Here is a 21,211-nt window from a genome sequence, read left to right on the forward strand (position 1 = left end):
AAGCTGATGAGCATTTTTAAAGGAATTAGAGAAGAGCATCTTGATATTTTAAAAGAAGTCGGCAATATAGGAGCGGGTCACTCCGCTTCAGCTTTGGCTCTTTTGTTGAACAGAAAAATTGAGATGGAAGTGCCATTTGTCAAGCTCCTATCGTTTGATGAACTGATGAATCTTTTCGGGGGAGCAGACCTTCCCGTTGCCAGTATCTTTTTACGCATGGATGGCGATTTTCCGGGTTCGATGTTCGTTATTATGCCTATTTCAGAGGCTGAACAGCTCATTAGGGAGCTGATCGGCAATCCTGAATATGAGATTGAGAATATGACCTCTGAAGATATTGGAGCATCTGCTTTGCATGAGCTAGGGAACATTATGGCGGGATCTTATTTGACCGCTCTTGCTGATTTAACCCAAAGGCAAATGTATCCGAGTGTTCCTGAGCTGACCCTTGATATGTTCGGGGCTGTCATTAGTGAAGGACTGATTGAGCTTAGTCAAATTGGTGATCAAGTCATTGTAATTGATAACTCAATCTTTGATGAAGAAAACAATAAGAAGGTAAAAGCTCATTTATTCCTGTTACCTGATTATGATTCATTTGAAAAGCTGTTTAGTGCATTAGGTGCAGCATTATGAACATGATGGACAAAGAAAATATTGTGATCAGAGTGGGTATTGCTGATATGAATATCGCACGTGCACCCGAACGAATCCGAACATCAGGTCTTGGTTCATGTGTTGGACTTGTCCTTTATGATTTGGAAGCAAAGACAGCAGGGCTTGTCCATGTCATGCTTCCAGATTCCACCCTATCCAAGACAACGGATATTAACCTAGCAAAATATGCTGACACTGGTGTCAAGGCAACGGTTGATATGTTGCTTAAGGCGGGTTGTCGTAAATCTGCATTGAAAGCGAAGATGGCCGGTGGAGCCGAAATGTTTAAATTTAAAATGACGAATGATCTAATGAAAGTCGGACCAAGGAATGTTTTAGCTATTAAAAACCACCTGTCTCTCTTGAACATTCCGATTGTAAGTGAGGATACAGGAGGAACAAGCGGAAGGACAATCGAGTTTGATCCGCAGTCAGCAACACTTGAGATTCGCACAGTTAAGCAAGGTATAACGACGATTTAATATGTCATTTAGGGGGAAAAAAATGCAATCCTTGAACTACGAAGATCAGATGCTTTGGTCACGTTGGAAAGAATGGAAAGATCCTCAGGCTGGCGATGATTTAATTCGCCGCTATATGCCGCTAGTCACATATCATGTTGGTCGGATAGCTGTCGGTTTGCCAAAATCTGTTCATAAAGATGACTTGGTGAGTCTGGGAATGTTGGGTTTGTATGATGCCCTTGAAAAATTTGATCCAGGAAGAGATTTAAAGTTTGACACATATGCATCATTTAGAATTAGAGGAGCGATTATTGATGGACTTCGAAAAGAAGACTGGCTCCCAAGAACGTCTCGCGAAAAAACCAAAAAAGTTGAGGCTGCAATTGAAAGGCTTGAACAGCGCTATTTAAGAAATGTATCACCAAGTGAAATTGCTTCGGAACTGGGAATCACCGAACAGGAAGTAGTGACAACAATCAATGAAGGTTTTTTTGCAAATCTTCTTTCAATTGATGAAAAGCTGCATGATCATGAGGACGGAGAAAATGTTCAGGTGATGATCAGAGATGATAAAACCATCACACCGGAAGAAAAAATGTTAAAAGACGAGTTAATCTCCCAACTTTCGGAAAAAATAAACGAACTTTCCGAAAAAGAGCAGATTGTCATTAGTTTGTTCTATAAAGAAGAATTAACTTTAACTGAAATCGGACAAGTTCTTGATTTGTCAACATCACGCATTTCACAGATTCATTCAAAAGCGCTATATAAATTGAAGCATCTACTTGAAAAAGTGGTACAATAGCTGCCGGCTTTGCCGGCAGTGTTTTTTAGGAAAACTAAAAAACGGTCACGTTTAAAATTTCATGGTTAGCGAGTGAAAAATATGTCAACAATATTATGGCTTATTAGCTTTATGCTTCATGGTACATTGATCTATTTTGTCATCATTCTTTACACAAGGCTTGGTGCGTTTAAAGAAGCGGAAAAAAATCAAAAACAGATGTTAGAAGAAACGGAGAATACGTTAACTGCATTTTTGATGGAACTAAAAGATGAGAATGATAAACTTGTTCAAGAGCTTCAAAAAGACCGGACAAATGAAATCAACCAAAAGCCGGAAAAGTTCGAAGAAGAACCTGCCCTTTCTCTCCCTGAATCAAAAGAAAAAGACGCTGATCTTCCACTCTATATTGAATCGATGATTCATGAAGTTGAAAGGGAAGAAGATGAACTGAATCAGGAAGAGGACGAAGAGGCTGAGGCTGTCACGTTTGAAGAAAAAGCTGTCTTGTTATATGAGCAAGGTCTTTCCATTGAAGAGGTTGCCAAACAGTTAAAAAGCGGAAAAACAGAGGTCGAACTTCTCTTGAAATTTCGCGGAAAGCTAAAAAACGATTCTTGATTGTCGAGTCTGCTTATGGTATATTAAATTTTGGTGTTAATTACACACGCTTATCGATTTATGCAAGCGGTGCTGTACATTTGTGCAGTCCTGCATAAAGATGACTTAAGCGGAGGAAAAAAACCAATATATTAGGAGGAAATTTCATGTCAGTCATTTCTATGAAGCAATTGCTTGAAGCTGGTGTTCACTTCGGTCACCAAACACGCCGTTGGAACCCAAAAATGAAGCGTTACATCTTCACGGAGCGTAACGGAATCTACATTATCGACCTTCAAAAAACAGTAAAAAAAGTTGAAGAAGCTTACAACTTTACAAAAAATCTTGCAGCAGACGGAGGAAAAATTCTTTTCGTCGGTACAAAAAAACAAGCTCAAGACTCTGTTAAAGAAGAAGCGGAACGTTCTGGAATGTATTTTGTTAACCAACGTTGGTTAGGCGGTACATTAACAAACTTTGAAACGATTCAAAAGCGTATTAAACGCCTCAAAGATATTGAAAAAATGCAAGAAAACGGCACATTTGAAGTGCTTCCTAAAAAAGAAGTTGTCCAGCTGAAAAAAGAATTAGAGCGTCTTGAAAAATTCCTCGGTGGAATTAAAGAAATGAAGGAACTTCCTGACGCGCTGTTTATCATCGACCCTCGCAAAGAGCGCATCGCAGTTGCTGAAGCACGCAAACTGAACATTCCAATTATCGGAATTGTTGATACAAACTGTGATCCTGATGAAATCGATGTTGTCATCCCTGCAAACGATGATGCAATTCGCGCTGTTAAACTGTTAACTTCTAAAATGGCGGATGCGATTTTAGAAGCTAAACAAGGTGAGGAAACAGCTGAAACAGAAGAAAAAGTAGCAGAAACGACAGAAACAACTACTGCTTAACCTATTCAAAAGGTGATAAGGGGGAACTGCCTTTTATCACCTTTTTTTACAGCAAAAACAATACATAAATTTGTTGAAATTTAAGGAGGAAAACAAAATGGCAATTAATGCACAAATGGTAAAAGAACTTCGCCAAAAAACCGGTGCAGGTATGATGGACTGCAAGAAAGCATTAACAGAAACAGACGGCAACATGGACAAAGCAATCGACCTTCTTAGAGAAAAAGGAATTGCAAAAGCAGCTAAAAAAGCGGATCGCATTGCAGCTGAAGGTTTAACATTAATCAAAACAAACGGTAACACAGGAGTTATTTTAGAAGTGAACTCTGAAACGGATTTCGTTGCGAAAAACGAAGGTTTTAAAGACCTTTTAAATGCCCTTGCTGACCACCTTCTTGCAGAAAAACCGGAAAATTTGGAAGCTGCACTTGAACAAAAAATGGCAAACGGTACAACTGTTGAAGAATATATCACAAATGCGGTTGCTAAAATCGGAGAAAAAATTACCCTTCGTCGCTTCAGCCTTTTGACAAAGGGTGATAACGATGCTTTTGGTTCATACTTGCATATGGGTGGACGCATTGGAGTTCTAACAGTTCTTAGCGGCACAACTGATGAAGAAACAGCAAGAGACATTGCGATGCACGTTGCTGCTGTAAATCCTCGCTACATTTCTCGTGACCAAGTGTCTGAAGAAGAAGCAAACCATGAACGTGAAATTTTAACACAACAGGCTCTTCAAGAAGGTAAACCTGAGAATATCGTGGCAAAAATGGTTGAAGGCCGTCTAAACAAATACTTCGAGGAAATCTGTTTGCTTGACCAAGCATTTGTTAAAAATCCGGATGAAAAAGTGAAACAAGTGGTTGCTGCGAAAAATGCAACAATTAAAACATTTGTCCGTTATGAAGTTGGAGAAGGTATTGAAAAACGCCAAGAAAACTTCGCTGAAGAAGTGATGAACCAAGTGAAAAAATAAGGCTTGGAATCCGCTTGCCGAAACAACTTTGGCAGGACATTTCAAAAAATAAGGGGCACAGTGTTGTGTCCCTATTTTTAAAATAGTTTACAAACCTTTTTTTCTCTTGCATAATAAAAAACGGCAAGCATGCAACTTGGAGGTTATTATGGAAAAACCAAAATATCATCGTATCGTTTTAAAGCTTAGCGGTGAAGCTCTTGCAGGTGAACATGGAAACGGCATTAATCCGACCGTGATTCAATCCATCGCCAAACAAGTGAAAGAAATTGCCGAGCTTGATGTTGAAGTGGCTGTTGTTGTCGGGGGCGGCAATCTATGGCGCGGAAAAACCGGAAGTGATCTTGGAATGGATCGTGCCACAGCAGATTATATGGGAATGCTCGCAACAGTTATGAATTCTCTTGCTCTTCAAGACAGCCTAGAAACATTGGGAATCCAATCGAGAGTTCAAACATCAATAGAAATGCGGCAAGTCGCAGAACCTTACATAAGAAGAAAAGCGATTCGTCATCTTGAAAAGAAACGAGTCGTCATCTTTGCTGCTGGTACAGGCAATCCCTATTTTTCGACAGATACAACAGCTGCACTCAGGGCAGCTGAAATTGAGGCAGATGTGATTTTAATGGCCAAAAATAATGTTGATGGTGTGTATAATGCAGATCCTAGAACTGATGATACGGCTGTAAAATATGAAGAATTATCATACCTTGATGTCTTAAAAAACGGCTTGGCTGTCATGGATTCAACTGCTTCTTCATTATGTATGGATAACGATATTCCGTTGATCGTTTTTTCCATTATGGAAGAAGGTAATATTAAAAAAGCTGTACTCGGCGAATCAATCGGAACTATAGTGAGGGGGAAATAACGTGTTAGATCAAGTAATGAATGAAACAAAAGAACGGATGGAAAAAGCCATTCATGCATATCAGCGTGAACTAGCAACTGTCCGCGCAGGCCGTGCAAATCCGTCATTGTTTGATAAAGTAACAGTTGAGTATTACGGAGCACAAACACCTTTAAATCAAATTGCTTCTATTAATGTGCCTGAAGCGCGTATGTTGATCATTACACCGTATGACAAAACGGCACTAGGAGACATTGAAAAAGCGATTCAAAAAGCTGATTTAGGCGTAACTCCGACGAATGACGGCAATATCATCCGGATTACCATTCCCGCTTTAACTGAAGAACGTAGAAAAGAGCTTGTGAAGCTTGTGAAGAAGTATTCTGAAGAAGCAAAAGTTGCTGTCCGCAACATTCGCCGCGATGCAAACGATGATCTGAAAAAAATAGAGAAAAACGGTGAGATGACTGAAGATGAATTGCGTTCTTCAACGGAAGACGTACAAAAATTGACAGATGAATATGTGTCAAAAATTGACGAGATCACAAAAGACAAAGAGAAAGAAATCATGGAAGTTTGATCAAAAACTCTGTACAATGGTAATAGTGAAAAGACCCTCTCATGTTTACAGGGGGTTTTTTTGTTAATACTGTTGTTAACTAGATGATATAACAGGAAAGCAACCTTTTGGGTGATGGAGGAATCTCATGCTCAATATACTCAAAAACTGGAAGAATCAGCATTCAGCGGCTTCCAATATGGAATGGTATACAAAAGAAAATATTTTAAAAGGAGAAATTCCTGAACATATTGCCATTATTATGGACGGAAACGGCCGTTGGGCAAGAAAACGGGCAATGCCTCGTATTGCCGGACATCATGAAGGCATGAAAGTGGTTAGAGAAACAACAAAGCTAGCAAGCGGGCTTGGTGTAAAAGCCTTAACTTTGTATGCTTTTTCCACTGAAAATTGGAAAAGACCAAAATTAGAGGTCGATTTTCTGATGAAGCTACCTGAAGAATTTCTTAACACATACCTTCCAGAACTCGTTGAAGAGGATGTTCAGGTGCGCATTACCGGTGATAGGGAAGGACTGCCCCCGCATACCATTCGTGCGGTAGAAAAAGCCGTCAGCGATACGAAAAACAATCAAGGACTTATTCTTAATTTTGCCTTAAATTACGGGGGGCGGGCTGAAATCGCCAATGCAGCAAAAAAAATTGCCGAAGATGCAAAAAAAGGTGTCATCAAAGTTGAAGAAATCGATGAAAATCTGTTTTCTGATTATTTAATGACTGAAACTTTGCAAGATCCCGATTTGTTGATAAGAACAAGCGGCGAAATCAGACTGAGCAATTTTATGCTTTGGCAACTTGCATACAGTGAGTTTTTATTTACTGATGTTTTATGGCCTGACTTTAAAGAAGCTCACTTTCTTCAGGCCATCGGTGAGTATCAGCGTCGGGGAAGAAGGTTCGGCGGAATTTAGAGGATGGTGCAGATGAAACAGAGAATTTTGACAGCTGTTATAGCAGCGGCGGTTTTTTTGCCGCTTGTTATAATTGGAGGGTTGCCGTTCACAATACTGGTCTATGCCATGAGTATACTGGCTCTTTTCGAACTATTGCGAATGAAAGGCCTGCAGCTTTTAAGCGTTCCTGGTATGATCACTTTGATGCTTTTGGGAATTTTATTATACCCAAGCCGGTATCGTGAATTGGTCACCTTTGGGGTTTCAAAAGGTGAAGTGTTATTTTTGGCTGTTCTTTTGCTTTTAACTTATACAGTACTAAGCAAAAATATCATATCTTTTGATGGAGTTGCTTTTGCGGTTTTAACGGCTATTTATATTGGATTTGGCTTTTATTATTTTATTGAAATTAGAGACATGGGTCTTAGCTATGTTTTTTTCGCAATCGGAGTTGTCTGGTCAACAGATTCCGGCGCTTACTTTATCGGCAAAGCGTTTGGAAAGCGAAAGCTCTGGCCTGAAATCAGCCCTAATAAAACAATTGAAGGTTTTTGGGGCGGTATATCCATGGCGGTGATATTTGCTCTCATCTATCAGATGGCTACAGACTTTTTGCATTCCTATCTATTTGTGTTCATAATTACAATACTTCTATCGATCGTTGGTCAAATCGGTGATTTGGCGGAATCTGCATTTAAGCGTCACTACCATGTGAAAGATTCAGGACGAATTCTTCCCGGACATGGCGGTGTTTTGGACCGTTTTGACAGTTTATTATTTGTCGTGCCATTTTTATACTTCCTGCTTGTTCTTTTTTAGTCGTTCAGGCTATCATAAAGAGGTATATCAATGCATTTAAAAGAAATAGAGGTGCAGCATTTTGAAGAACATATGTCTTCTAGGAGCAACTGGCTCTATCGGGGAGCAAACGCTTGATGTTATCAAAACACATGGGGATAAATTCCGGCTGACAGCCATGACATTCGGGAAAAATATAGAAAAAGCTGTCGGGATTATTGAAACATTCAAGCCTCGATATGTAGCTGTCGGTAATGAACAGACCTATAAAAAATTGAAACAATTTTCTTTTACTTACACATTTGAAACGGGGATTGGGGAGGAAGGTTTAATTGAAGCAGCCGTTTATCAAGAAACGGACATTGTTGTTAATGCTCTCCTAGGTAGCGTTGGTCTTCTCCCAACTTTAAAAGCAATTGAACATAAAAAAACAATTGCTTTAGCAAATAAAGAAACACTTGTGACTGCTGGACATATAGTAAAACAACATGCAAAAAAATATGATGTCCCATTATTACCTGTTGACAGTGAACATTCCGCCATTTTTCAATGTCTTCAGGGAGAGAACCCAAAATATATCAAACGGCTTATCCTCACAGCTTCAGGCGGTAGTTTTAGAGATAGAACGAGACAGGAACTTGAAGGCGTTACAGTCGAGCAGGCTCTTCATCACCCTAATTGGTCGATGGGGGCAAAAATTACAATCGATTCAGCGACATTGATGAATAAAGGGCTCGAGGTCATTGAAGCACACTGGCTTTTTGATATTCCTTATGAACAGATTGATGTGGTGGTACATAAAGAAAGCATCATCCATTCAATGGTTGAATTTCATGACAACAGTGTAATGGCACAGCTTGGCATCCCTGATATGAGAGTGCCGATTGGGTATGCGCTTAGCTATCCAGAACGCCTATCGTTTGCAGAAGAAAAATCTCTCGATCTGTGGGAAATCGGGCAATTGCATTTTGCCCAAGCTGATTTTGAACGGTTCCGTTGTTTGCGATTCGCTTATGAATCGGGCAAAATAGGTGGGACAATGCCGACGGTCTTAAATGCTGCAAATGAAGTTGCTGTGGCTGCATTTTTATCAGGCCAAATAACGTTTCTAGAGATTGAAAACATTGTTGAGAAAGCTTTAGAGCGTCATCAGGTCGTTTTAAAACCTTCACTTCAGGACATTTGTGAAGTGGACAAAGAGGTCAGAACGTTTGTCCAAACATTACTCACATAAGGTGGTATGTTCGTGAATACTGTGATCGCGTTTATTATTATTTTTGGAACACTCGTTTTTTTTCATGAACTGGGTCATTTAATCCTAGCACAGAGAGCGGGAATATTATGCCGAGAGTTTGCTATCGGATTCGGACCGAAAATTTTCTCATTTAAGAAAAACGAGACAGTTTATACAATCAGGCTCCTCCCAATCGGTGGTTTTGTCAGAATGGCTGGAGAAGACCCTGAAATGATCGAGGTCAAGCCTGGCTATACGGTTGGGCTTTTGTTTAACAAAGAAGAGAAAGTCGAAAAAATCATTTTAAATCAAAAAGAAAAATATCCAGATGCACTTGTTATCGAAGTGGAACAGGCTGATTTAGAACATCAGATGAGAATTAGCGGTTATGAGCAGGGGAATGAAGATCAACTCGTTTCTTTCTCTGTCAGTGAGACATCATTTTTCATTGTAGATGGAGAAGAAGTCCAGATCGCCCCTTACAATCGACAATTTCATTCGAAAAGTGTTTGGAAGCGTATCAAAGCGATTGCAGCCGGACCGATTATGAACTTTATTTTGGCTTATGTCATCCTCGTGTTCCTCGGTATCGTACAGGGTGTACCATCAGACGAGCCTGTGCTTGGAAAGCTGGTTGATAACGGACGGGCTGCCGAAGCTGGACTGCATGAGGGTGACCGTATCCAAACCATCAATGGGAAGAAGATGGAATCATGGACCGATGTTGTCAGCACCGTCAGAGAACACCCTGAAAAGAAAATGAAGATCGTTTTGACGCGTGACAATGATAAGATGACAAAATATGTGACCCCAGAATCTGTTAAAACGGGCGATGAAACTGTCGGTCGATTTGGTGCCTATAATCCTGCAGAAAAAGGGCTCTTTTCAGCGATCTCCTATGGTGCAACTGAAACTGTAACAGTGGCTCAGAACATTATAACAACACTTGGAAAAATGGTGACTGGGCAGTTTTCAGTTGACATGTTAGCTGGACCTGTTGGAATTTACGATATGACAGATCAAATAGCCAAAACAGGACTGATTAATCTGATGAAATTGGCTGCCTTTTTAAGTATAAATCTGGGAATTGTCAACCTTTTGCCAATACCTGCTTTGGATGGGGGCAGACTTTTGTTTCTATTTATTGAAGCAATCCGTGGAAAGCCGATCAACCGTGAAAAAGAAGCAGTGGTCGTCTTTATCGGTGTTGCCTTTCTGATGCTTATCATGCTTGTCGTGACATGGAATGATATCCAGCGCTTATTTTTATAAAACTAAATGACCATTGGAACAAATGAGGTGTGAAAGAAATGAGACAGAGCAGGACGCTAATCCCGACACTTCGGGAAGTGCCGGCTGATGCTGAAGCAAAAAGTCATCAGCTTCTTCTTAGAGCGGGGTTTATTAGACAAAATACGAGCGGTATATACAGTTATATGCCACTTGCCAATAAAGTGATTCAAAACATTCAGGCGATTATCCGTGATGAAATGGAAAATATCAATGCCGTTGAAATGCTGATGCCAGCGCTGCAACAGGCGGAAACATGGCAGGAATCTGGAAGATGGTATTCGTACGGACCTGAACTGATGAGACTAAAAGACCGCCATGGTCGTGAATTTGCTCTTGGTCCGACACATGAAGAGGTTGTGACGAGCATCGTTAGAGACGAAATCAAATCGTACAAGCGTCTCCCATTAACCCTTTATCAAATTCAATCGAAATTCCGTGATGAAAAACGTCCGCGTTTCGGGTTGTTGAGAGGTCGCGAGTTTATTATGAAGGATGCTTACTCTTTTCACTCTTCTGCAGAAAGCCTTGATGATACATATCAAGATATGTATCACGCCTATACGAATGTCTTTACACGCTGCGGTCTAAATTTCAGACCGGTTATCGCAGATTCGGGTGCGATCGGTGGAAAAGACACCCATGAGTTTATGGCACTTTCTGCTATCGGTGAAGATACGATTGCTTACTCTGATGAATCTTCATATGCTGCCAACATTGAAATGGCTGAAGTAGCAGAAATAGTTGAGTCGGAAACAGTCGAAATGAAGGACATGCAGGAAATTCATACACCTGGTGTGAAAACGATAGAAGAGCTTGCCGCATTTTTAAATATATCTCCTTCAAACTGCATGAAATCCATGCTTCTCAAGGCAGATGGCCGTTTCGTACTTGTGTTGACAAGAGGAGATCATGAAGTCAACGAAATTAAAGTGAAACATCTGCTTGATGCAGAAACGATTGAATTTGCAAGTGCTGAAGAGGTTGTCGAAAATATCGGTACAACGCCAGGGTTTGTTGGACCTATTGGCTTAAACCCTGAAATTGAAATATATGCTGATTTCGCTGTAAAAGTCATGATAAATGCGGTTGCCGGAGCCAATAAATCAGATTATCATTTACAAAATGTCAACCTCAGCCGTGATACCGATCATATCCGATTTGCAGATCTCCGTTTTATCAAGGAGGGTGATCCTTCACCTGATGGCAAAGGAACGATCCGTTTTGCAAGAGGGATTGAAGTCGGACAGGTCTTTAAGTTAGGGACCCGCTATTCAGAGGCTATGAATGCAACATACTTGGATGAAAATGGGCGAGCAAAACCAATGCTGATGGGCTGTTACGGAATTGGAGTTTCACGAACGCTTTCCGCTATTGTCGAGCAGCATCATGATGATAAGGGCTTGGTTTGGCCGCTTTCTGTCAGTCCGTATGATCTTCACATTCTCGCACTCAATATGAAAAATGAAGGACAGGTTCAGCTTGCTGAGACATTATATCAAGATTTACAAGCAAAAGGCTATGATATTTTATTTGATGACAGGGCTGAACGAGCCGGTGTTAAATTTGCTGACTCCGATTTAATTGGTCTGCCGATTCGTATTACAGCCGGTAAGCGAGCGGATGAAGGTGTAGTAGAAGTGAAAATCCGGAAAACAGGGGAATCCTTTGAAATCACCACAGAGGAACTGTCAGGTTTTATTGAAAAACAAATGAAGAACTTATCAACTCATTCGTAAACATGTTAAACTAGGATATATGAAGGTACCTCAGAATGATCTCTTGAGGTGCCTTCAATTATGATTTTTTAGGGAGGAATCTGTCTTGGAAGACCAGCTTTCTGTCAACAGAAGACAGTTTCAAATTCTTCTGCAGCAGCTCAATTTAACAGATGATTCAATGATCCGCCATTTTGAAGGTGGACAAATCACTAAACTTATCGTTCATAAACAGAAGAAAACTTGGCATTTTCACTTTATATTTAAAGCTGTGCTACCTTATCAGATTTTCGAGCGCTTTTATCATCAGCTGACACGCACTTTTTCCCATATCGCACAAGTAACCTGTTCTATTGATGCTGAAGATAAGTCTGTCAATGAACAGTTAGTTCAGGACTATTGGGTGCGCTCGATTCAAGAATTAGACGGTATTTCTCCGCCAATTTTGACGCTTTTGAATGAGCAAAAACCAAGATTAGTTGGAAATAAAATTCTACTTAAAACGAAAACAGATACAGAAGCTTCTGCATTAAAAAGAAAGTACAGTTCGCTTATTCAGTCAAGCTACCGAGCATTCGGTTTTCCAGAACTGCAGCTTGATACAGAAATTTTTGTTTCAGATCAAGAGATTCAGAAATTTAGAGAACAAAAACAAGCTGAAGATCAAGAAAAAGCATTACAAGCTTTAATTGAGATGGAGAAGCAGGATAAAGAAAGAGCAGATGAGGAAGTACCATCAGGACCGTTGCAAATCGGATACCCCATTAAAGATACCGAAGAAATTAGAACGCTTGATAGTATTATGGATGAAGAACGAAGAATTACAGTTCAAGGGTATGTGTTTGATGCCGAAACAAGAGAATTGAAAAGTGGCAGAACGCTTTGCATCTTTAAAATAACGGATTATACGAACAGTATCCTGATCAAGATGTTTGCTCGGGAAAAAGAGGATGCAGCCTTGATGAAGACTTTGAAAAAAGGCATGTGGGTTAAGGCGAGAGGCAGTATTCAAAACGATACATTTGTCCGTGATTTAGTGATGATTGCTAATGATGTCAATGAAATCAGGGCGAAAACGCGCGAAGACACGGCTCCTAAAGACGAAAAGCGAGTTGAATTGCACCTCCATTCACCGATGAGTCAAATGGATGCTGTTTCAAGTTTAGGGAAGCTTGTTGAACAGGCGAAAAAATGGAATCATTCTGCGATTGCCATTACAGATCATGCTGTTGTTCAATCCTTTCCAGAGGCATTTTCAGCCAGTAAAAAACATGGTGTGAAAATGATATATGGGTTGGAAGCTAACCTTGTTGATGATGGTGTGCCAATCGCCTACAATCCCGTTCACCGTCTCCTTGAAGAAGAAACATATGTCGTATTTGATGTGGAAACAACAGGGCTATCGGCTGTCTATGATACGATTATCGAATTGGCCGCAGTGAAAATAAAAGGCGGTGAGATCATTGAACGCTTTGAACGGTTTGCTAATCCACACCGTCCTTTATCAGCAACAATTATTGAACTGACAGGGATTACCGATGATATGCTTAAAGATGCACCTGATGTTGAAGAAGTGATTAGAGAATTTAAGGAATGGTCTGGTGACCATACATTAGTTGCTCACAATGCAAGCTTTGACATCGGGTTCATCAATGTTGCCTATAAACGTCTGTTGAAAACCGAGAAAGTGCAAAATCCTGTGATAGACACACTCGAACTGGGCCGGTTTCTTTATCCGCAGTTTAAAAACCACAGGCTCAATACGCTCTGTAAAAAGTTCGATATTGAACTTACTCAGCATCATAGAGCAATATATGATACAGAAGCAACAGGTTATTTGCTTGTGAAAATGCTCAAAGATGCAGCTGAAAAAGAGATTTTGTATCATGATGAGCTCAATGAAAATATGGGACAATCCAATGCATATCAACGTTCTAGACCTTATCACGCGACACTTTTAGCCGTAAATGAAACAGGTTTGAAAAATCTCTTTAAACTTGTTTCATTGTCACATATTCATTACTTTTATAGAGTGCCGCGAATTCCGAGATCCCAGCTTGAAAAGCATAGGGAAGGCATTTTAATTGGTTCAGCCTGTGACAAAGGTGAAGTGTTCGAAGGCATGATGCAAAAGTCACCAGAAGAAGTAGAAGAGATTGCAGCATTTTATGACTATTTGGAAGTGATGCCGCCGGAAGTGTATCGCCACCTCCTTCAGCTTGAACTCGTGAGAGATGAGCATTCATTAAAAGAAATTATTACAAATATCACAAAGCTTGGTGACAAATTGAACATACCTGTGGTGGCAACGGGAAATGTCCATTACTTAAATCCTGAAGATAAAATCTACAGAAAGATTTTAGTTTCTTCACAAGGTGGGGCAAATCCTTTGAACAGACATGAACTGCCAAATGTTCACTTTCGGACCACAGATGAAATGCTTGCAGCTTTTTCGTTTTTGGAGAAAGAAAAAGCAAGGGAAATTGTGATCACCAACACCCAAAAGATCAGTAATATGATCGAAGAGATAAAACCGATCAAAGATGATCTTTATACACCGAAAATTGATGGAGCAGATGAAGAAATTAGGCGAATGAGCTATGAGAAAGCGAAGAGTATTTATGGCGATGAACTGCCTGAAATCGTTAAAGAGCGGATTGAAAAAGAACTAAAAAGTATTATTGGTCATGGATTTGCTGTTATCTACCTCATTTCTCATAAGCTCGTGAAACGCTCGCTTGATGATGGCTACCTCGTTGGATCTAGGGGATCTGTTGGCTCTTCATTGGTAGCAACATTGACAGAAATTACAGAGGTGAATCCATTGCCTCCGCATTATGTCTGTCCAGATTGTCGTCATTCGGAATTTTTCAATGACGGGTCTGTCGGCTCAGGCTATGATTTACCTGATAAAGATTGTCCGAACTGTGGGGCAGCTTATAAAAAAGATGGTCATGACATTCCGTTTGAAACATTCCTAGGTTTTAAAGGGGACAAGGTTCCGGATATTGACTTAAACTTTTCAGGAGAATATCAGCCCCATGCCCATAATTACACAAAAGTACTATTTGGAGAAGATAACGTCTACCGTGCGGGAACGATTGGTACTGTCGCTGAAAAAACGGCATATGGATATGTGAAAGGGTATGCGAATGACAATAATCTGCATATGCGCGGAGCAGAAATCGATCGGCTAGTACAGGGGTGTACTGGTGTGAAACGAACAACAGGTCAGCATCCAGGTGGAATCATCGTTGTTCCCGATTACATGGATATATACGATTTTTCACCGATTCAGTTTCCAGCGGATGCCACCGGTTCAGAATGGAAAACAACTCATTTTGACTTTCACTCCATTCACGACAATCTCTTGAAACTCGACATCCTTGGTCATGATGATCCGACGGTAATCCGCATGCTTCAAGATTTGAGTGGAGTTGATCCAAAAACAATTCCGACAGATGACCCTGAAGTCATGAAAATATTTCAAGGGACAGAATCTTTAGGGGTTACTGAAGAGCAGATTGGCTGTAAAACAGGTACGCTTGGCATCCCTGAATTCGGAACCCGTTTTGTCCGACAGATGCTTGAGGATACAAAACCGACAACATTTTCCGAACTCGTTCAAATTTCTGGTCTATCACACGGAACAGATGTCTGGCTTGGAAATGCTCAAGAATTGATTCATAATAATATTTGTGAACTGAGCGAAGTTATCGGTTGCCGTGACGACATAATGGTGTATTTAATTTATCAAGGACTTGAACCGTCCCTTGCTTTTAAGATTATGGAATTTGTCCGTAAAGGGAAAGGCTTAACACCTGAGTGGGAAGAAGAAATGAAGAACAATCAAGTACCAGATTGGTATATTGATTCTTGTAAAAAAATTAAATATATGTTCCCGAAAGCCCACGCTACCGCATATGTTTTAATGGCAGTCAGGATTGCCTACTTTAAAGTCCATCATCCATTACTTTATTATGCAGCATACTTTACAGTACGTGCTGATGACTTTGATATCGATACAATGATTAAGGGCTCGACAGCGATCAGAGCGGTTATGGATGATATCAATACAAAAGGGCTTGATGCTTCTCCGAAAGAGAAAAGTTTGTTGACTGTGCTCGAGATTGCACTAGAAATGTGTGAAAGAGGATTTTCTTTTCAAAAAATTGATCTTTATCGTTCCGGTGCCTCTGAATTTATGATTGACGGTAACAGTCTGATTCCGCCTTTTAACTCGATTCCTGGTCTTGGTACAAGTGTTGCTTTAAATATTGTCAAAGCAAGAAAAGAAGGCGAATTTCTTTCTAAAGAAGATTTGCAAAAGCGAGGAAAAGTTTCGAAAACCATTATGGAATATTTGGATGGACACGGCTGTCTTGAATCTCTTCCTGATCAAAATCAGCTGTCTTTATTTTAGAACTGTCGGCATTGCCGGCAGTTTTTTATATTTGAAATTAAATATGAGTTTTCAATGAAAGCGAATCTATTGTGATAGCCTTAGTCATTTAAAAGGTTAGTCTGTCTGTTACTAGAAGTGCCGTTTTACATGAAATAATGAGTCTAAAACCACGCTAGGAGCTGTCTAAAAAATCCTTTATCAGGGAGGATTTGTGCGACTCCTGTGGGAACAGCGAGCCAGGAGAACAAAGGAGCAAGCTCCGAGGAGGCTCGCGGATTGTCCGCGGGAAGCGAGCTATTCCCCATTATTTTCATGCACACTACTTTCAGGATATCCCGTTTTAAAGAGGTTTTGATTAACGAAGTAATACTAGCACTCGGTATGTTAAGTGAAGCAGTATGGTTAGGGACAAGTAGGACAAGTAAAGATCAAAAGACCTTGTGTAATACCATGCTTGATGCCGTGATTACGGGATTACCTATTGGAGCTGGAACCGGACCAGTTGTTTATTTGCAAAAACATGGCGATTTACAGTGATATACTTCATTTTAGGGAACCTATCGATATTTAAATAACCACTTTTCCAGAAGTTTTTATGGATAAAGTAGGTATTTCTTTTAAAAGAGTGCATATATCTTTGAAGATTATGTTGGTGGGAAAGTCTCTATTTCTTCTAATACAGTCATATTTCTAATCGATGATTTGAAACATAAATCTTGGTTGAACAACTCATCGTCGGATGTCTTTCAAAAAACCATCGGCAAAAAATGTTTAAATATGTTAACGATTTTAAGGAGCTGTCTAAAAAGTCCTTTTTCAACATAAATCAGGGGGAATTGCCAGACTCCTGCGGAAAGCGAGAAAATTCCCCAATTTTTATTCATCCACACGACTTTCAGGACACCCCCTTGAATTGATAAAGGAGGTGAGTAAAATGTAAACGCTTTCTATTCATGTCCCTTTAATTCCTTTGTAATCATCTGAATGATAAAAACTGAACAACTACCATATCCACATTTCACAGACTCAACACAATTGATCTCCACCATGTCTATCCCTTAAATGTTCTCTTCAAAACTACTTATTTAAACCATAGCCCAAGACTCGTAGCATGATATGCCATGCCTGCTGATAATAAAGATCGGTTTAAAAGAATCGTGACAAAAAAACAAGGTTTATGAGATTGAGCAAACGGTTAATGAAAAGTCATTATTGGTGAATACGGTACACTCAAGGCCAACCAGAAACATTCGAAGTGGCTGTATCATGATACTTTTGTCCAACTCGCCCACAAATACCAAATGATCGCGATGTGGTGGGATAACGGGAATGACCAGTTTGACAGAATAGAAAGAAAGTGGCGTGATCCTATTGTAAAAGATATCATCGTTCAGGCGGGGCGAGGTATCAAAGATGGGATCATGAAACCTGTAGATCTTTATATCAAAAAGGGGCAACAGTTGAGCGATCAACCGGTTGATATCCAGCTTAATGGACGTACGCTTACATTAATCTTCCGTCAAGCAACACCATTGAAAGAAGATCGCGACTACACTGTTGATCATGCTAGGAAAACAGTTAAAATTACAGAGACTTATATCACAAAGTTGATCGCTGAATCAGCTGGGATACGAACAAAAGAACAACTTACTTTTACATTTGATAAAGGTGCAAATCAAGTTATGGATGTGATTCTTTATGATCATCCAAAACTAGAAAAAAGTGAATTTACAGTCCTAAAGTCACGAATTAATGGCGACCCTCAAATACCTGAGTCTTTAAACGGCACAACACTAAAAACGGTGAAAGGAGTCGTTGATTCTACCGGAAAACCTGTTCTTGAGGAGGTATGGTCGTTGATGCCGTACTTAAACAGTGATGAGGATTTTTATGAAAAAGATGGTGATCTCTATTTGCGAGAACGTGTTTTCCGCTACCTTTACATTTGAAATGTGGTCCAAAGGAGTGGAACTAGTTGTCAAAGTAAAAGTCGTACCGTAAACAATATAAAAATTTCTTGAGAAAGAGAGGTAAAAAATGAAAACACTGAAAATTCTGTCGTTTTGTTTTGTCATGATTTCTTTCAGTTTGTTTGGTTTTTCCCGTCCGGCTAATGCTGCATCTCCTTTTGTTTCAACATCTGGAACAAAATTCATGTTAAATGGCAAGCCTTTTTATTTTGCCGGAACCAATAACTATTATTTTCATTATAAGTCTAAAAAAATGGTTGATGATGTCTTTCACGATATGAAAGCGATGAACTTGAAAGTGATTCGCATTTGGGGATTTCTTGATGGAAAAGCACATGATCAGTCTGTTATGCAGCCTGCCCCTGGTGTTTATGATGAATCAGGCTTTTCTAAACTTGATTATGCGATTTATAAAGCGGGTCAAATGGGAGTTAAATTGGTCATTCCATTTGTAAACAACTGGGATGAGTTTGGCGGAATGAATCAATATGTTCGCTGGTTTGAAGCAGACGGGCATGATGCGTTTTATACAGACCCGCGGATTAAGCAAGCTTATAAACATTATGTTTCATATATGTTGAATCGAGTGAACACATATACAGGTGTAAAATATAAAGACGATCCCGCCATTATGACATGGGAACTGGCAAATGAGCCGAGAGTCCGGTCAGACAAGAGCGGAAACATTCTAGTTGAATGGGCGGATGAAATGAGCTCATACATCAAATCAATTGATCAGAAGCATCTTGTCGCAGTAGGTGATGAAGGGTTTTACCGGATAGTTGGTCATCATGATTGGATTTTTAACGGTGGTGAAGGAGTTGACTGGATGAGGCTCACCGCTCTTCCCAACATTGATTACGGAACATACCATTTGTATCCAGATCATTGGGGGAAGACAGCGGAATGGGGAAATCAGTGGATTACAGACCATATCCGTGATGGGAAAAAAATCGGTAAACCGGTTGTGCTGGAAGAGTACGGTTTTAAAGATCAAACAAGGAGAGATCATGTGTACAAATCATGGCTTGATTTGATTGAAAAACATCATGGGGCAGGAAGCCAATTTTGGATTTTGACTGGTATTCAAGATGATGGTACACTCTATCCTGATTATGATGGATTTCGGATTGTTTATCCAAGTTCTTCAGCAGCAATTATTTCAGAACATGCCAAACGAATGAATGAAAAATGATATCTAAAAAGGTACACATACATCATAACCAGATGATACAAATACTTGAAGCAAACTGATTTGCATTAAAAATATGGTTATGGTATAGTTTTATTGGAAATGCTAACGATAGCCGAGGCGAAGAGTGGGGAAACCCGCTCTTTTGTATTGACAAGGTAATTTTGTCTCGACATGTTCATCGTTTTTTCTATGATCCCTGCTTAACAAGCAGGGTTTTTACGAGAGAGCTGATGAATGGGAGCCTGCACAAGGAGGAAGAGAATTGAGTAACAAAGTGATCGATACCGTCAGCGAAATGGTCCAGCCTATTTTAGACAGTCTTCAGCTTGAACTTGTCGACATCGAATTTGTCAAGGAAGGTCAAAACTGGTTCCTTCGGGTGTTTGTTGATTCGGATTCAGGGGTCGATATTGAAGAGTGTGCCAAAGTTAGCGAAGCTCTTAGTGAAAAGCTGGATGAGTCCGATCCAATCAAGCAGAACTATTTTCTCGAAGTATCATCTCCAGGAGCTGAACGGCCGCTCAAGAAAGAAGCCGATTTCATGAAAGCGCTCGGAAAAAACGTATTTATTAAGACCTATGAACCAATTGAAGGATATAAAGAGTTCGAAGGCATTCTTTCTGAGTTTGACGGTGAGTTCGTCGAAGTAACGATGACAATCAAAACAAGGCAGAAAAAAATCAATATTCCTTACGAAAAAATAGGAAAAGCAAGGCTAGCAGTTTCGTTCAATTAATTTTTGACTGTTTAAGGGGGAAACCATAAACATGAGTAGTGAGTTGTTAGATGCCCTGACGGTTCTTGAAAGAGAAAAGGGAATCAGTAAAGACATTATTATCGAAGCAATTGAGGCTGCGCTTATCTCCGCTTATAAACGGAACTTTAATCAGGCGCAAAATGTCAGGGTCGACTTAAACCGCGACACGGGTACAATTCGTGTATTTGCTAGAAAGGATGTCGTGGATGAAGTCTATGACCCACGGCTAGAAATCTCGATTGATAACGCGAGAAATATCAATCCAAACTATATTGTCGGCGATGTTGTTGAGATCGAAGTGACTCCGAAAGATTTCGGTCGTATTGCTGCCCAGACGGCAAAACAGGTGGTTACACAGCGTGTCCGTGAGGCGGAGCGAGGTGTCATCTATTCAGAATTTATTGATCGTGAAGAAGATATTATGACCGGTATCGTTCAGCGAATTGACAATAAATTTATCTATGTTTCATTAGGGAAAATTGAAGCGCTTCTGCCGACTGGTGAACAAATGCCGAATGAAGTCTATAAACCTCATGATCGCATTAAGGTGTTTATCACAAAAGTTGAAAAAACAACGAAGGGTCCACAAATTTACGTTTCAAGAACTCACCCTGGCTTACTAAAACGTCTTTTTGAAATTGAAGTGCCAGAAATTTATGATGGAACAGTTGAGCTCAAGTCTGTAGCAAGAGAGGCGGGAGATCGCTCTAAAATTTCCGTCCGGACAGAAGATCCTGATATCGATCCGGTCGGTGCTTGTGTAGGTCCTAAAGGACAGCGTGTTCAGGCAATCGTTAATGAACTGAAAGGCGAGAAAATAGATATTGTCCACTGGTCAAATGATCCTGTCGAATTTGTTGCCAATGCATTAAGTCCATCTAAAGTGCTAGATGTCATCGTGAATGAAGAAGAGAAGTCGACAACGGTAATCGTTCCAGATTACCAACTATCACTTGCGATTGGCAAAAGAGGACAAAATGCTCGCTTGGCAGCAAAGTTAACCAACTGGAAAATAGATATTAAAAGTGAAACAGATGCAAGAGAACTAGGGATTTACCCTAGAGAGTTCGAAGAAGAGCAGGAAGCGCTTTTCTTAGAAGACGAAATGCCAGAATCGGATGAATAAGAGG

At 40.0% G+C, this 21,211-nt stretch carries 19 protein-coding genes; all 19 read left to right on the top strand.

Annotated elements, in window-relative coordinates:
* Nucleotides 1–6: 6 nt before the first annotated feature.
* The 19 genes from HOO54_RS10225 to nusA all read left to right on the top strand — a co-directional run bounded on the left by HOO54_RS10225 (nt 7) and on the right by nusA (nt 21,207).
* Nucleotides 7–636, top strand: coding sequence for a chemotaxis protein CheC (locus HOO54_RS10225; RefSeq protein WP_172294884.1), 630 nt, complete (start codon nt 7–9; stop codon nt 634–636).
* A 2-nt stretch (nt 637–638) separates the two neighbouring features.
* Nucleotides 639–1,139: a chemotaxis protein CheD gene (locus tag HOO54_RS10230; RefSeq protein ID WP_375335831.1), complete on the top strand. Its 501-nt coding sequence runs from the start codon at nt 639–641 to the stop codon at nt 1,137–1,139.
* Nucleotides 1,140–1,161: 22 nt separating this feature from the next.
* Nucleotides 1,162–1,926 (top strand): FliA/WhiG family RNA polymerase sigma factor, encoded by a 765-nt coding sequence (locus HOO54_RS10235; protein WP_172294888.1) that lies wholly within the window; start codon nt 1,162–1,164, stop codon nt 1,924–1,926.
* Nucleotides 1,927–2,007: 81 nt separating this feature from the next.
* Complete coding sequence (locus HOO54_RS10240) at nt 2,008–2,526, top strand: DUF6115 domain-containing protein (RefSeq protein ID WP_172294890.1); 519 nt, start codon at nt 2,008–2,010, stop codon at nt 2,524–2,526.
* Between the two features lie 146 nt (nt 2,527–2,672).
* Nucleotides 2,673–3,413: a 30S ribosomal protein S2 gene (gene rpsB, locus HOO54_RS10245; protein WP_172294892.1), complete on the top strand. Its 741-nt coding sequence runs from the start codon at nt 2,673–2,675 to the stop codon at nt 3,411–3,413.
* A 97-nt stretch (nt 3,414–3,510) separates the two neighbouring features.
* Nucleotides 3,511–4,392, top strand: a complete 882-nt coding sequence (gene tsf / locus HOO54_RS10250) for a translation elongation factor Ts (RefSeq protein WP_172294894.1) — start codon at nt 3,511–3,513, stop codon at nt 4,390–4,392.
* Between the two features lie 148 nt (nt 4,393–4,540).
* Complete coding sequence (gene pyrH, locus HOO54_RS10255; RefSeq protein WP_172294896.1) at nt 4,541–5,263, top strand: UMP kinase; 723 nt, start codon at nt 4,541–4,543, stop codon at nt 5,261–5,263.
* Nucleotides 5,264–5,279: 16 nt separating this feature from the next.
* Nucleotides 5,280–5,822 (top strand): ribosome recycling factor, encoded by a 543-nt coding sequence (frr, locus tag HOO54_RS10260; RefSeq protein ID WP_216664876.1) that lies wholly within the window; start codon nt 5,280–5,282, stop codon nt 5,820–5,822.
* Between the two features lie 127 nt (nt 5,823–5,949).
* Nucleotides 5,950–6,732 carry an undecaprenyl pyrophosphate synthase gene (locus HOO54_RS10265; protein ID WP_172294900.1) on the top strand — a complete coding sequence of 261 codons (783 nt, stop codon included), beginning with the start codon at nt 5,950–5,952 and terminating at the stop codon, nt 6,730–6,732.
* A 12-nt stretch (nt 6,733–6,744) separates the two neighbouring features.
* Nucleotides 6,745–7,533 (top strand): phosphatidate cytidylyltransferase, encoded by a 789-nt coding sequence (locus HOO54_RS10270; protein WP_172294902.1) that lies wholly within the window; start codon nt 6,745–6,747, stop codon nt 7,531–7,533.
* Nucleotides 7,534–7,594: 61 nt separating this feature from the next.
* Entirely contained in the window at nt 7,595–8,746 is a 1,152-nt protein-coding gene (gene dxr / locus HOO54_RS10275; RefSeq protein ID WP_172294904.1) for a 1-deoxy-D-xylulose-5-phosphate reductoisomerase, read from the top strand.
* A gap of 6 nt (nt 8,747–8,752) precedes the next feature.
* Nucleotides 8,753–10,018: an RIP metalloprotease RseP gene (gene rseP, locus HOO54_RS10280; protein WP_172294906.1), complete on the top strand. Its 1,266-nt coding sequence runs from the start codon at nt 8,753–8,755 to the stop codon at nt 10,016–10,018.
* Nucleotides 10,019–10,056: 38 nt separating this feature from the next.
* Nucleotides 10,057–11,775 (top strand): proline--tRNA ligase, encoded by a 1,719-nt coding sequence (locus HOO54_RS10285; protein WP_172294908.1) that lies wholly within the window; start codon nt 10,057–10,059, stop codon nt 11,773–11,775.
* Nucleotides 11,776–11,860: 85 nt separating this feature from the next.
* The gene (locus HOO54_RS10290; protein ID WP_172294910.1) at nt 11,861–16,177 is read left to right on the top strand and encodes a PolC-type DNA polymerase III; all 4,317 of its coding nucleotides are present in this window, start codon (nt 11,861–11,863) and stop codon (nt 16,175–16,177) included.
* A gap of 258 nt (nt 16,178–16,435) precedes the next feature.
* The gene (locus HOO54_RS10295; RefSeq protein ID WP_172294912.1) at nt 16,436–16,696 is read left to right on the top strand and encodes a hypothetical protein; all 261 of its coding nucleotides are present in this window, start codon (nt 16,436–16,438) and stop codon (nt 16,694–16,696) included.
* A gap of 884 nt (nt 16,697–17,580) precedes the next feature.
* Nucleotides 17,581–18,108 (top strand): X2-like carbohydrate binding domain-containing protein, encoded by a 528-nt coding sequence (locus HOO54_RS10300; protein WP_253907651.1) that lies wholly within the window; start codon nt 17,581–17,583, stop codon nt 18,106–18,108.
* A gap of 124 nt (nt 18,109–18,232) precedes the next feature.
* Complete coding sequence (locus HOO54_RS10305; protein WP_253907776.1) at nt 18,233–19,324, top strand: glycoside hydrolase 5 family protein; 1,092 nt, start codon at nt 18,233–18,235, stop codon at nt 19,322–19,324.
* 262 nt (nt 19,325–19,586) lie between these two features.
* Nucleotides 19,587–20,060, top strand: coding sequence for a ribosome maturation factor RimP (gene rimP, locus HOO54_RS10310; RefSeq protein ID WP_172294915.1), 474 nt, complete (start codon nt 19,587–19,589; stop codon nt 20,058–20,060).
* A 31-nt stretch (nt 20,061–20,091) separates the two neighbouring features.
* Nucleotides 20,092–21,207 carry a transcription termination factor NusA gene (gene nusA / locus HOO54_RS10315; RefSeq protein WP_172294917.1) on the top strand — a complete coding sequence of 372 codons (1,116 nt, stop codon included), beginning with the start codon at nt 20,092–20,094 and terminating at the stop codon, nt 21,205–21,207.
* Nucleotides 21,208–21,211 lie beyond the last annotated feature (4 nt).

Source organism: Bacillus sp. WMMC1349 (assembly GCF_013155385.1).
In the GTDB taxonomy this organism is placed as follows: Bacteria; Bacillota; Bacilli; order Bacillales; family Bacillaceae; genus Bacillus.